Source organism: Limnohabitans sp. TEGF004, from assembly GCF_027924965.1.
Lineage (GTDB): Bacteria > Pseudomonadota > Gammaproteobacteria > Burkholderiales > Burkholderiaceae_C > Limnohabitans.
The window spans coordinates 2,580,792-2,593,500 of sequence record NZ_AP027056.1 but is presented as its reverse complement, the minus strand read 5'-3'; the positions used below and the strand labels follow the sequence as shown (position 1 = coordinate 2,593,500).

Annotated in this window: 13 protein-coding genes; 3 read left to right on the top strand and 10 right to left on the bottom strand. The window is 56.8% G+C overall.

All coding sequences use genetic code 11. The features are described from left to right. The first annotated feature begins 87 nt into the window (after positions 1–87). From LINBF2_RS12730 to LINBF2_RS12720, 3 genes are read left to right on the top strand one after another with little or no spacing between them, the layout of a single operon-like run. Complete coding sequence (locus tag LINBF2_RS12730; RefSeq protein WP_281889393.1) at positions 88–717, top strand: SET domain-containing protein-lysine N-methyltransferase; 630 nt, start codon at positions 88–90, stop codon at positions 715–717. 38 nt (positions 718–755) lie between these two features. Continuing rightward, positions 756–1,547, top strand: coding sequence for a biotin--[acetyl-CoA-carboxylase] ligase (locus tag LINBF2_RS12725; protein ID WP_281889390.1), 792 nt, complete (start codon positions 756–758; stop codon positions 1,545–1,547). 54 nt (positions 1,548–1,601) lie between these two features. Then, entirely contained in the window at positions 1,602–1,796 is a 195-nt protein-coding gene (locus tag LINBF2_RS12720; protein ID WP_281889388.1) for a hypothetical protein, read from the top strand. A gap of 39 nt (positions 1,797–1,835) precedes the next feature. Here LINBF2_RS12720 and katG read toward each other — a convergent pair whose 3' ends face one another. The 10 genes from katG to LINBF2_RS12670 all read right to left on the bottom strand — a co-directional run bounded on the left by katG (position 1,836) and on the right by LINBF2_RS12670 (position 12,709). Next, positions 1,836–4,049 (bottom strand): catalase/peroxidase HPI, encoded by a 2,214-nt coding sequence (gene katG, locus LINBF2_RS12715; protein ID WP_281889386.1) that lies wholly within the window; start codon positions 4,047–4,049, stop codon positions 1,836–1,838. 188 nt (positions 4,050–4,237) lie between these two features. After that, positions 4,238–5,815, bottom strand: a complete 1,578-nt coding sequence (gene ahpF / locus LINBF2_RS12710; protein WP_281889384.1) for an alkyl hydroperoxide reductase subunit F — start codon at positions 5,813–5,815, stop codon at positions 4,238–4,240. 197 nt (positions 5,816–6,012) lie between these two features. Beyond that, entirely contained in the window at positions 6,013–6,576 is a 564-nt protein-coding gene (gene ahpC / locus LINBF2_RS12705; protein ID WP_104796950.1) for an alkyl hydroperoxide reductase subunit C, read from the bottom strand. Between the two features lie 144 nt (positions 6,577–6,720). Next, positions 6,721–6,912 (bottom strand): hemin uptake protein HemP, encoded by a 192-nt coding sequence (locus LINBF2_RS12700; protein WP_281889380.1) that lies wholly within the window; start codon positions 6,910–6,912, stop codon positions 6,721–6,723. Then, positions 6,909–7,316 (bottom strand): biopolymer transporter ExbD, encoded by a 408-nt coding sequence (locus tag LINBF2_RS12695; protein ID WP_104796952.1) that lies wholly within the window; start codon positions 7,314–7,316, stop codon positions 6,909–6,911. Before LINBF2_RS12695 ends, LINBF2_RS12700 begins: the two co-directional genes overlap by 4 nt. Then, positions 7,306–8,010: a MotA/TolQ/ExbB proton channel family protein gene (locus LINBF2_RS12690; RefSeq protein ID WP_281889378.1), complete on the bottom strand. Its 705-nt coding sequence runs from the start codon at positions 8,008–8,010 to the stop codon at positions 7,306–7,308. Before LINBF2_RS12690 ends, LINBF2_RS12695 begins: the two co-directional genes overlap by 11 nt. Positions 8,011–8,013: 3 nt before the next feature. Next, a complete protein-coding gene (locus tag LINBF2_RS12685; protein WP_281889376.1) occupies positions 8,014–8,667 on the bottom strand; it encodes an energy transducer TonB in 654 nt (217 codons plus the stop codon). After that, positions 8,664–9,752 carry an alpha-hydroxy acid oxidase gene (locus LINBF2_RS12680; RefSeq protein ID WP_281889374.1) on the bottom strand — a complete coding sequence of 363 codons (1,089 nt, stop codon included), beginning with the start codon at positions 9,750–9,752 and terminating at the stop codon, positions 8,664–8,666. Before LINBF2_RS12680 ends, LINBF2_RS12685 begins: the two co-directional genes overlap by 4 nt. Before the next feature lie 2 nt (positions 9,753–9,754). Further along, on the bottom strand, positions 9,755–10,441 hold the full coding sequence (locus LINBF2_RS12675) for a Fe2+-dependent dioxygenase (protein ID WP_281889372.1): 687 nt from the start codon (positions 10,439–10,441) through the stop codon (positions 9,755–9,757). Positions 10,442–10,453: 12 nt separating this feature from the next. Then, positions 10,454–12,709 carry a TonB-dependent siderophore receptor gene (locus LINBF2_RS12670; protein WP_281889370.1) on the bottom strand — a complete coding sequence of 752 codons (2,256 nt, stop codon included), beginning with the start codon at positions 12,707–12,709 and terminating at the stop codon, positions 10,454–10,456.

The window sequence follows — 12,709 nt, the reverse complement described above, 5'->3', positions numbered from 1 at the left end:
CCACTACAATTCGTTCTCTCGCGTGCGCACGCGCGCCCATGTGCGCGCACGCACATGCGTACGTATTAAAGTTAACAGAAAAAATCAGTGTCCAAAAAATCTCTCGCCCCAACCCCCGCGCCGATCAAAGGCCGCCGCATCCAAACCCGTCGCTCAGGCGTGCATGGCAAAGGGGTTTTCGCACTGACAGACTTTGCCAAGGGCGAGACCATCATTGAATACGTGGGCGAGATCATCAGCTGGAAAGAGGCGCTGCGCCGCCACCCGCACGACCCCACCGACCCCAACCACACGTTTTACTTTCACATCGACGAAAAGCATGTGATCGACGCCAAGTACGGCGGCAACTCGTCACGTTGGATCAACCACTCATGCAAGCCCAGCTGCGAGCCCGATGAAGAAAACGGCCGCGTGTTCATCAAAGCCATCCGCGACATCAAGGCCGGTGAAGAGCTGAACTACGACTACGGCTTGGTCATCGACGCGCCCATGACGCCTGAGCTCAAGCTCGAATACCCCTGCTGGTGTGGCGCGAAGAAGTGCCGTGGCACTTTGTTGTCCTCCACCTCGGAGTTCCCGAAGGACGAAAAGCCCAAGGCAAAAAAGGCTGATAAGTCAAAAAGCAAACCAGTCAAAGAAGACAAAAAAAAGTCAGACAAAAAGTCGATCGGCAAGGTCGACAAAGACACCTCTAAAGCCAAAGCTAAAAAGCGCTGAGACTCATGATCTGGCCTGCGGAAGACCTCTGGCTTGCGATGGTTGCCAAACAATCAGGCATCACAGTTGAGGTGCTGCCAGAGATTGACTCCACCAACACCGAGCTCATGCGCCGTGCCCGCGCGGGCCAAACCGAGCCGGTGCTGCTGGTGGCCGAAACCCAAACCGCTGGCCGTGGCCGCCTAGGTCGCCCGTGGCACGGCGAAGTGGGCCATGCCCTGACTTTCTCATTGGGGCTCATGCTCAAGCCAGCTGATTGGTCGGGCCTGTCACTGGCCGTGGGCCTGTCGCTGGCGCGTAGCCTAGACCCGCAAGGGGAACTGGGTGTGCGCTTGAAGTGGCCCAACGACTTGTGGGTGAAGCGCCCGTCCATGTCCGCAAATACGCCCACAGGTTGGGGCAAATTGGCCGGCATCTTGATTGAGACAGCCCTGCCCGCAGGCATGGGCTACAGCGCAGACCAAGGGCGAGAGCAAGGTCGTTATTGCGTCGTGGGTGTGGGCATCAACATCGCCCCGCCGGTGGCCGAGGGCTTATCGACCGCGCCATTGGGCCTGCAAGACCTGCAAAGCGGCATCACTGCACCCAAGGCGTTGATGAAGGTGGCCGAGCCCTTGCTGGCCACTTTGTTGGCGTTTGAGCGCACAGGCTTTGCACCTCTGCAAAATGCCTTCAATGCGCGCGATGCACTGTCCAACTTGAACGTCACCCTGAGCGATGGCCGTCACGGCGTGGCCAGAGGCGTAGACGCCACCGGCGCGATGCTGGTGGACACCGAACAAGGCCAAGAGGCCGTCAGCAGCTCAGAGGTGAGCGTGCGGCCTGTGTAGCGTGCGCAACGGCGCTTGCAAAGGCTGGCGCAATTCAAAAACGAAGGTGGATGTATGAAATCAAAATTTTTACTGCGCAACGTGGTTTACGTGTTGGCCGTGGTCAACCTGTTGTTTTGGTTGTGGAACGATGGCGGCTTGCGCTTCTTGGGCCTTGGCCCCAAGCCCGTACAAGAGCCGCACCGCCTTGAAAACCAAGTGGACCCAGAGCTGCTGACCATTAAGCCAGCAGCGTCTGAGTCCAAATAAAAAGCCCCTTGCGCGTTTAGGCAGCGCAGGGGCCAAGGTTCACTTCAGGTCAAAGCGGTCCAAGTTCATCACCTTGGTCCAAGCGGCGACAAAGTCTTTGACAAACTTGCCCGCGTTGTCGTGTTGGGCATAGACCTCGGCAATGGCGCGCAGCTGTGAGTTCGAGCCAAAAGCCAAATCCACACGGCTGGCAGTCCATTTCACGTTGCCTGTTTTGCGGTCACGCCCCTCAAAAGCGTTGTCGCCTGTCGGTTGCCAAGCCGTGGACATGTCGACCAAGTTGACAAAGAAGTCGGGCGTCAGCTGCCCTGCGCGGTCGGTGAACACACCTTGTTTGCTGCCGCCATGGTTGGCCCCCAGCACGCGCAGACCACCCACCAGTACCGTCATTTCTGGCGCGGATAAGCCAAGCAACTGCGCTTTGTCGAGCAGCATTTCTTCTGGCGACACGCGGAATGCTTTTTGGCGGTAGTTGCGAAAACCATCTGCTTGGGGCTCGAGCACTGCAAATGAATCGGCATCGGTTTGCTCGGGCGTGGCATCAGTGCGTCCGGGGGCAAAAGGCACTTCGATGGCGTGGTCTGCTGCTTTGGCGGCGGCTTCGATGCCAGCATTACCAGCGAGCACGATCAGGTCGGCCATCGAGACTTGTCTGCCGCCACGGTGGTTGGTGTGAAAGCCATTGCGGATGATGTCCAGCGTGGCCAGTACGCGTGCCAATTGTTCGGGTTGGTTGACCTCCCAGTTCTTTTGCGGCGCAAGGCGAATGCGCGCGCCATTGGCTCCGCCGCGTTTGTCGCTGTTGCGGAAGGTGGACGCAGAGGCCCATGCGGTGGACACCAGTTCGGCCAGAGTCAAACCACTTGCCAAAATTTTAGCCTTGAGGTCGGTGGCATCGCTGTGGTCGATGAGTGTGTGCTTGACTGCGGGCAAGGGGTCTTGCCAGATCAAGTCTTCGGCAGGAACCTCTGGGCCAAGGTAGAGGCACTTGGGCCCCATGTCGCGGTGGGTCAGTTTGAACCAAGCGCGGGCATATGCATCGGCAAACTCGTCGGGGTTGGCGTAGAAGTGACGTGAGATTTTTTCGTACGCAGGGTCAAAGCGCAGCGACAAGTCGGCCGTCGTCATGTGAGGTGGGTGCTTCTTGCTGGGGTCGTGTGCGTCGACCACCATGTCTTCGGGAGCCACGTCTTTGGCACGCCATTGGATGGCTCCGGCGGCGGTGGTCATTTGCTCCCACTCGTACTTGAACAACACTTTGAAATAGCCCATGTCCCATTGCGTGGGGTTAGGCTTCCAGGCGCCTTCAAAGCCGCTGGTGGTGGTGTCTGCACCCTTGCCTGTGCCGTGGCTGTTGATCCAACCAAAACCCATGTCGTGCATGGGCGCGGCTTCGGGTTCGGGGCCGACTTTGGCCGCGTCGCCAGCGCCATGCATCTTGCCGAAGGTGTGACCACCTGCGACCAAGGCCACGGTTTCGTAGTCGTTCATGGCCATGCGTGCGAAGGTTTCACGCACGTCTTTGCCTGAGGCGACGGGGTCGGGTTTGCCGTCGGGCCCTTGTGGGTTCACGTAGATCAAACCCATTTGGACGGCGGCCAGTGGGTTTTCGAGTTGGCGCTCGCCGCTGTAGCGGCTGTTGGGTTTGTCGCTGGTGGCCAGCCATTCTTTTTCAGCGCCCCAATACACATCCTCTTCGGGGGCCCAAATGTCGGTGCGTCCGCCACCAAAGCCAAAGGTTTTGAAGCCCATGGTTTCCATGGCCACGTTGCCGCACAAGATGAATAAATCAGCCCATGAAATTTGGTTGCCGTATTTTTGTTTGATGGGCCACAGCAAGCGTCGACCTTTGTCGAGGTTGCCGTTGTCAGGCCAGCTGTTGATGGGGGCAAAACGCTGGTTACCAGTGCCTGCGCCGCCACGCCCGTCGGCCGTGCGGTAAGTGCCTGCGGCATGCCAAGCCAAGCGAATGAACAAGCCGCCGTAGTGGCCATAGTCGGCGGGCCACCAGTCTTGTGACTGGGTCATCAACTCGGCCAAGTCTTTTTTGAGCGCGGCGTAGTCGAGCTTTTTGAATTCTTCGTGGTAACCAAAGTCTGCATCCATCGGGTTGGATACCGCTTGGTGCTGATGCAAGATGGAGAGGTTGAGCTGGTTGGGCCACCACTGTGCATTGGACTGAGCGCCTTGCTGTGCGCGTGCGCCGCCTGCTGCGTGGAATGGGCATTTGCCGGTATTTGATGCTTGGCTCATGTGTGTCTCCTTGAGGTTAAAAATAACTGCTTGCTCCAGACTGTGATGCTTGCAATTCAAATAGTCCAGCCAATTGTTTCTATCCATGATTTAGGCGAAGCCTATGTGCGGTGCACGTATCGAGCGGCAATAAAAAAAGGCAAGTACCGAAGCACTTGCCTTTTGCTGCGTTGCGCAGATGAGCTGGTTTAAGCAGTCGTGGGTTGACGGATCAAATGATCAAACGCTGACAAAGCCGCCTTCGCACCTTCGCCTGCCGCAATGATGATTTGCTTGTAGGGCACGGTCGTGCAGTCACCTGCTGCAAACACGCCAGGCATGCTGGTGTGGCCTTTGGCATCGATCACGATCTCGCCAAACTTGCTCAGCTCCATGCTGCCTTTCAAGAACTCGGTGTTGGGCACCAAGCCGATTTGTACGAACACGCCTTCGAGTGGCACATGGTGCACGACGTCAGTGGCGCGATCTTTGTAGCTCAGGCCATTGACCTTACCGCCTTCGCCGGTGATTTCGGTGGTTTGTGCGTTGGCGTGGATTGTCACGTTGGGCAAGCTCTTGAGCTTGTTCACCAACACGGCATCAGCTTTGAGCTGGTCGGCAAATTCAATCAAGGTCACGTGTTCGACGATGCCTGCCAAGTCAATGGCGGCTTCCACACCTGAGTTGCCGCCGCCGATGACGGACACGCGCTTGCCTTTGAACAAAGGGCCATCGCAATGCGGGCAGTAAGCCACGCCTTTGTTTTTGTACTCGGCTTCGCCGGGCACGTTCACATTGCGCCAACGCGCGCCAGTGGACAAGATGACGCTCTTGGCTTTGAGCACGCCGCCATTTTCTAAGTGCACTTCTGTCATGCCGCCGGTTTCTTCAGCAGACACAATTTTGCTGGCGCGTTGCATGTTCATGATGTCCACGCCGTAGTGCTGCACTTGGGCTTCGAGGTCAGCGGCGAGCTTGGGGCCGTTGGTTTCGAGCACAGAGATGTAGTTCTCAATCGACATGGTGTCGTTCAGCTGACCGCCAAAACGTTCAGCGGCAATGCCTACGCGGATACCCTTGCGGGCCGCATAAACAGCGGCAGCTGCACCTGCTGGGCCACCACCCACAATCAACACTTCGTAAGGCGCTTTCTCGCTCATCTTCACGGCGTCGCGTGCGGCAGCGCCTGTGTCGAGCTTGGCGACGATTTCTTCCACGCTCATGCGGCCGGAACTAAACACTTGGCCGTTCAAGAACACCATGGGCACGGCCATGATTTGGCGCTCTTCCACTTCCTTTTGGAACGCGCCGCCTTCGATCACCACGGTCTTGACTTTGGGGTTGACGATGGCCATGAGCGAGAGGGCTTGCACCACGTCTGGGCAGTTGTGGCAGCTCAGGGACATGTAGACCTCAAAGTTGAAGTCGCCACCATCCGCAGAATGAAGGCCCTTGATGCTGTCAATCACATCTTGCTCAACCTTGGGTGGGTGGCCGCCGGTCCACAACAGAGCTAACACCAACGAGGTGAACTCATGGCCGAGTGGCAAACCCGCAAAGCGCACGCCCTGTGTTTCGCCTTCGCGCACCACAGCAAACGAAGGCTTGCGTGCATCAGTGCCCGAGGTGTCGAGGGTGACTTTGTCAGACAAGCTAACGATGGTGTTGAGCAACTCGCCCATGTCTTTGCCGGTTTCGCTGTCGTCGAGTGAGGCGATCAAGCGGATGGGCTGGCGCAACATGCCAAGGTATTGTTGAAGTTGTGCTTTGAGTGTGTCGTCGAGCATGGTGTTCTCCTATTTCGGGGTGCATTAACTCAAGGTCATGCGCTTGTGGCGCAGTCCTAGTGGGTTAAAAGGTTGGGGGGTGATTCGCTGAGTACAACGCACGCTGGTGTACCAATGTGCGCTGCGCTCAACGACCTGCGCTAGCAGGTGTTGATCAATCATCGCCCTGCGTCAGCAGGGTTTAACGAAGGCAAAAATTAGATCTTGCCGACCAAGTCGATGGAAGGAGCCAAAGTCTTCGCGCCTTCTTTCCACTTCGCTGGGCACACTTGGCCTGGGTTAGCGGCTGTGTATTGAGCAGCAGTCAACTTGCGCAATGTCTCAGACACGTCACGAGCGATTTCGTTGGAATGGATTTCCATGGTCTTGATCATGCCTTCTGGATTGATCACGAAAGTGCCGCGCAATGCCAGGCCGTCTTCTTCGATGTGCACGCCAAAAGCGCGTGTCAACTTGTGTGTTGGGTCACCGATCAATGGGAACTTGGCTTTGCCCACGGCTGGAGAAGTCTCGTGCCACACTTTGTGTGAGAAGTGAGTGTCGGTGGTGATGATGTACACCTCAGCGCCGGCTTTTTGGAAAGCTGCATAGTTGTCAGCTGCGTCTTCGATTTCTGTTGGGCAGTTGAAAGTGAATGCAGCTGGCATGAAGATGAACACGTTCCACTTGCCCTTGAGCGTGGCTTCGGTGATTTCAACGAACTTACCGTTGTGGAAGGCTTGGTTCTTGAACGGTTGGATTTGGGTATTGATCAAAGACATGTGGTTTCCTTTGGGTGGTTGATAAAAACTATCGAATGAGAAAAGCTCATTGACGTGAATGATAGACAAGATTTTCTGCGTCGGCGATTGTTTGTCTCAATGAGGTCGATTGAGGCAGCCTTGGGCAACGGCTGCCCAAGCGCCTTATTTGGTCAAGATCAGCTTGCCAAAGCGGGTGGTTTGCAGTCGGTACGTCTCACCTTGATGACGGATGTAAAGCACACCTTGTTTGCCAAGCAACTCCTGGCTGTCCAGCGTCCGAATGCCATCAGCAGTGCTAGATGAGGTGCCAGCTGCAGCGGATGCCGTGGTTTTCGAGTCAGTAGGCTGGTTCATGGCTGGGTGGTGACAAAACCAATGCGCTGCATGCCCGCACGTTGTGCGCTGCTCATGGCTTGCGCCACAAACTCGTAAGGCACACGTTTGTCGCCGCGGATGAAGAGCTGTGGTTGCGGGTCTTTGCTGGCTTCATCTTTCAAGCGCAGTTGCAAAGCGTCTGCGCTGATGGCTTGTTTACCCAAGAAGTATTGGCCTTGTGCATCGACAGACAGTTGCAAATTGTTAGGAGGCGGGCTGCTGCGCACGCTGCTGGCGCTGGGCAGATCTACCTTGACGGCGTGTTGAATCACGGGAAGGGTGATGATGAAGATCACCAACAACACCAACATCACGTCCACCAAAGGTGTCATGTTGATTTCGCTCATCACCTCATCGCTGTCACCATTGGCTTCAAACGACATGGCTGGCTCCTTGTGCGCTGCTGTGCACGCGTGCGCCTGTGACGAAATAAGCGTGCAAATCATGTGCAAAACGGTTCATGCGCGCGATGATGAATTTGTTGCCGCGCACCAAGGCGTTGTAGCCCAGTACGGCTGGAATCGCTACGGCCAAACCCAATGCCGTCATGATCAAGGTCTCGCCGATGGGGCCTGCAACTGCATCAATGCCAACGTTGCCCGTTGTGCCAATGTTCACCAACGCGTGGTAGATGCCCCAAACCGTTCCGAACAAGCCCACGAATGGCGAGGTTGAACCTATCGAGGCCAAGATAGAGAGCCAGTTTTGTAAGTGTGAGGTGTGGTCATCAATGCCGTTGCGCAAACTGCGAGTCAGCCAATCGCTGATGTCCAAACGATCATGCAATTGCTTTTGTGCAGCTTGGTGATGTTCGGTGGCTTCTTGGCCCGTCAGTGCCAAGTGATGAAACAGGTTGTTTGGGCGTTGACTCAGCACACTCAGGCCTTCAGCCAAGCTGGTGCAGTGCCAAAACTGTTCGCTGTTGAGCGCGTTCTCTTTGTGTCGCCATGTGTCCAAGGCTTTGATGAAGATCACCACCCAGCTGGCCAATGACATGCCGAGCAACAGCAACAAAATGCTGCGCGTGACCCAATCACCTTGCAGCCAAATATTTGAAAAACCAAATGATGCGGGCATGACTTACTCCAAAATAAAACGAACGGGGATGTTGAACCACATGGCCTCTGGCGTGCCATTGCGACGACCTGGCACAAAACGCCAACGATGAACGGCTTCCAGCGCCGCTTGGTCTAAACGTGCAAAGCCACTGGAGGTGCGCACCTCAGCTTTTTCAGGCGTGCCTTGCGTGCTGATGAACACGCGCACGATGACCGTGCCTTGCTCACCATTGCGGCGGCTGATGCGCGGGTAGCCTGGCGGTGGGTTTTTTAAATAGTCCGCATCAGCAGAAGGTTCGACCAAACTTGGCGAGCCAGTTTTGCCCGATGCGGTAGAAGGTGCAGCTGCAGCTTCAGCGGAAGAGGCAGCTGCTTCTTGGGTGTCGCTGTTGTTGGGGGTGAGCGCGGGTGTGTCTGCTTTAGTCACGCTTTTCGTCAGCGTGTGTGTCGGTGTCGCTGTTGGCGCTGTTTTGGCGTGTGTGAGCGGCGCGGGGTTGGGGATGTCAGACACGACATCTGCCATCACAACTTTGCCAGATTCATCAGAGGCGGGTAATTCGGCCAGCTGGCTTTGTGCCACCCACAACAGCGCCACATGCACCAGCAGCACGGCTGCGATGGTGTTGCGCCATCGACGCGGGGATATGTGGTGAGGCTTCAACGGCGAAGTGGTCATGGCGTGACGTGCTCGGGTGTGATTGTTGACAACGTAGGGCAGCCACACAACGTCATGGTGGTTTCCAGCTCGTCACGCAACAGACGCAGCACATGGGCCACGCCACGCGCACCGCCGTGGGCAAGACCATACAAAGCGGGGCGGCCCACTAAGACGGCATTGGCGCCGAGGGCCAAGGCTTTGAATACATCTGTGCCTCGGCGAATGCCGCCGTCGACCAACACCAAGGCATCGGCGCGTTGTTGACGCACCGCTTGCAAGACGCTAGGCAGCACCTCAGCGGTGGATGGCATCGTGTCGAGCACGCGACCGCCGTGATTGCTAACCATCACACCAGCTGCGCCCACTTGCATGGCACGCACGGCATCTTGCGCATGTGTAATGCCTTTCAGTAAAACGGGTAGGCGCGTTTGCTGGATGAACCACTGCACATCGCCCCAACGTGGGGCTGAATCGGCCAAACCTGCACACAGGCCCGAGGTCTGCGCGGGTGTGTGTGCGGATGTCTGTGCGTGCCAATGTACGGCGCTCACTTCGGTGGGTAGTTGCATGCCGTGGCGGCGCTCTCGGTCGCGTACACCGTGCACGGGGGTGTCTACCGTGAGCACGATGGCTTGATAGCCTGAGTCTTCTAAGTCAGACAACATGGCTTGAGTGCGTGCGCGGTCTGCTTGCCAATACATCTGAAACCACAGCGGGCCACGGTCGTTGTCTTGCAAAAAACTAGCTGCTACGTCTTGCAGCGGGGTGCTGGTTTGGTGCGACACCACCATGCCACAGCCTTGTGCGGCAGCGGCCATGGCCATACCCGCTTCGCCGTGGTGGTGGGCCCAGCGCTGATAAGCCATGGGCGCGACCAAGAGTGGCGTGGGCGATGTGTGGCCGAGTAACGTGCAGCGCGTGTGGCCGTCGCGCAAATCTTGAAGGACGCGAGGGGATAAGCAGATGTTTTGCCATGCACTGAGGTTGCGCTGCAGGGTGATTTCGTCTGCTGCACCACCGCTGAAATAAGCCCATGCAGCATCGCTCAGCGCGGCTTGTGCTGCCTGTTCGTGATCGTGCAGGGTTTGGATGGCGTTGTTCATCGTCAAGTGTTGGCCCACTGGCGCAAAAGGTTGTGATACACGCCTGTGAGCGAGGTGGTCTCGGGTGTTTCGCCCAGTTGCGCACGCAACTTGAGCAAGTTCATGTCGAGCTCAAACAAGGTGCGGCGCTGCTCGTCACTGCGCACCATGCTCTCAATCCAGAAGAAACTCGCCACACGTTCACCGCGCGTGACGGGCGTTACCTCATGCACGCTAGTACCGGGGTAAAGCACCGCATCCCCTGCGGCAAGCTTGACGCCTCGGCTGCCATAGGTGTCTTGCACCAGTAGCTCACCGCCGTCGTAGCTCGTGGGGTCACTCAGAAAAACGGTGCACGACACATCGGTGCGCACCCACTCGCCTGTGGCTTGCGAATGCATGACTGCGCCATCGACGTGCGGGCCAAAGTGGTTGGCGTTGCCGCGATAGCGGTTGAACAGCGGGTTGAAAATTTTGCGTGGCAAGGCCGCAGAAAAAAACAAAGCATCGCGCTTTAATGCACTCAAGATGAGTGATTGCAACTGCTTGGCCTGTGCACTGCTTTGCGACAGCTGGGAGTTGTTCTTCACCGTCGCGGCTTGCGAACCTGCGCTGATGCGCCCTTCCATCCAAGGGGCTTCGTCGCCCAGCAAAGATAGGGCCGTTTGGAGTTCGTCAGCGGTGAGGACGTTGCGCAAGTGCAGCAGCATTGGGGCTTTCCTTTAGAACATGGATTTCCAGCTCAGCTCCACTCGGCGTGGTGCGCCGGGGGCATAAAAGCCGCGATACAGCGAATCGGCGTAGAGCTTGTTGGTGAGGTTGGAGATGTTGAACTTGAGCACGTTGGCATCGTTCAAGGTGCATTCGGCCATCGCGTCAACCGTGGTGAAGGCGGCCGCTGTTTTTGTGCGAGCGCCATCTGGGTTTTGCTCACCGCGGTAGTTCAAGCCCGAGCCCAAGCGCCACAGCGGGTTGATACGGAAAGTCGTCCACAAGCTGGCGCTGTGTTTGGGGGTGAGTGCGGAACGGTCGCCTTTGCCTTGCGCACCTGTGCCCGCTGCAACGATGTTGCTCTCGTCTATGGTGGCTTCAGGAATCCATGTTTGGTTGTAGAACATTTCCCAAGCGGGTGTCAGACGTCCTGCGAAGTTGAACTCCATGCCCGTGGCGTGTCGCTTGCCAGAGAGCAGCTGTTGTGCAGCCGCGCTGTCTGCATCGGTGTTGCGTTCGTTGTACTTCTCAGAGTGAAAGAGCGCGATGCCAAGCAAGCCCTTTTTCTCGAAGATTTCAAACTTGCTGCCGACTTCAATGTTGCGGCTCTTCTCGGGCGCTGTGTTGGCAGTTTTGGCGTTGTTGGATCCTGGTGCGTAGCTGCCCAAAGCGAACTGATAGGTGTCACCCGATGTGTTGTACGACGTGCCGTATGAGGTGTAGTACGTGGCGCTGTCGGTGGGTTGCCAAATTGCACCTATGCGCGGGCTCCAGAGGTTCTCACTCATCTGAAAGCTGTTGTTGCTCGTGTCGCGGTACTTGGCGCTGAAGCGGTCTAAGCGAAGACCGCCTAGCACTTTGAACTGTTGGGTGATGTTGATGGTGTCTTGGGCGTAAAGCCCCAAGTTCTCTGCCTCAAAACGGTTCATGGCCATTTGGCGGTTGTCGGTGATGGACACGCCATCGTTGGGTGTGCCGACAGTCGTTGGACCTGCACTAGATAGCCCGGTAGCTGCACTGTTATTGCGCAAGGCCTTGTCTTGGGTGTAATCGACACCCGCAATCAGCTCGTGTTTGCGGCCCATCCATTCAAAGTTGTTGTTGTAGTCACTTTGCACTTGCAGCACATCGCTTTCCCCGCGGCGAGCTTTGAAGCTTCGTGACAGTGGGGTGTTGCCATTGAGGCTAGAAAGTGAGGTGGCAGTTGTGAAGCGAACTGCGCTCGCCAGTAAATCACGCTCGTAGTGGCCGTAACGCACCGTGGTTTTCAGTGCGCTGTCTTGGTTGAATCGGTGTGTGTGGCCGAGTGTCAGATACGAGGTTTGAGTTTTTAAGTAATCGCTGGTGAGGCCGTAATAATTTTTGGCATTCAGTACGGGAACGATCACACCCGATCCATTGCTGCTGGCAGTGCTTGTGCCGTTGTCAATCATCCACGGGTGGTTGTACAGCGGGCGTCCATCGGTTTCTAGGTGGTAAAGGCCAACGGAATATTCGTCACGCTCACCAATGCCTGTGCGATAGGCCCCGGCAATGCCCTTTTTGTCGGCCTTGGCACCCCAGTTGTCTGCCTCGTGTGTCATCACGTTCAGACGAAAGGCTGAGGATTCGCCAGTTTGTTTGTTGAAGTCGCCGGTGATGCGACGCATTTGGCCGCTCCCGATGGTGACGTTGGTTTCGTTTTGGTCCATCAAGAAGGGCTGCTTGTTGACTTGGTTGACCACGCCGCCGGTTGAGCCTTTACCAAACAGCATCGACGCTGAACCTTTGAGCACTTCCACACGGTCGGTGTTGAAGGTGTCGCGCTCGGTCAGGGGGGCATCGCGCAGCCCATCGACGTAAATGTCACCCGCTTGGCCCAGTGAAAAGCCGCGCATTCGCACATCTTCTTCGCCTGTTTCTCCCGCTTGAAACGTCACGCCGGCGGTGGACTTGAGTACTTCACGGAAGTCGTCGTAGTTGCGATCGGCGATGAGCTTTTCGGTCATCACCGTCACGGTTTGCGGGATGTCTTTGAGCTGCTGGTTGCCTTTGGCAATGCCCGTTTGTTTGACCAGCAAGCTTTCCTTGGACAAGTTGGGGTCTTGCGTGTCTTTGACGGTGACGGTCTTGAGTGTTTTTTCTTCGCTCTGAGCAAGGGCAGGTTGCGCTGCACCCATGGAGCCCGCCAACATCAAGGCGGCCAAGGGCAGTAAGTTGCTAGGTGTTTTGGCTGCAAGTTCGGGCGAACAAGTTTGGTGCACGGATGTGCCTTTGGGGTGTTCCAT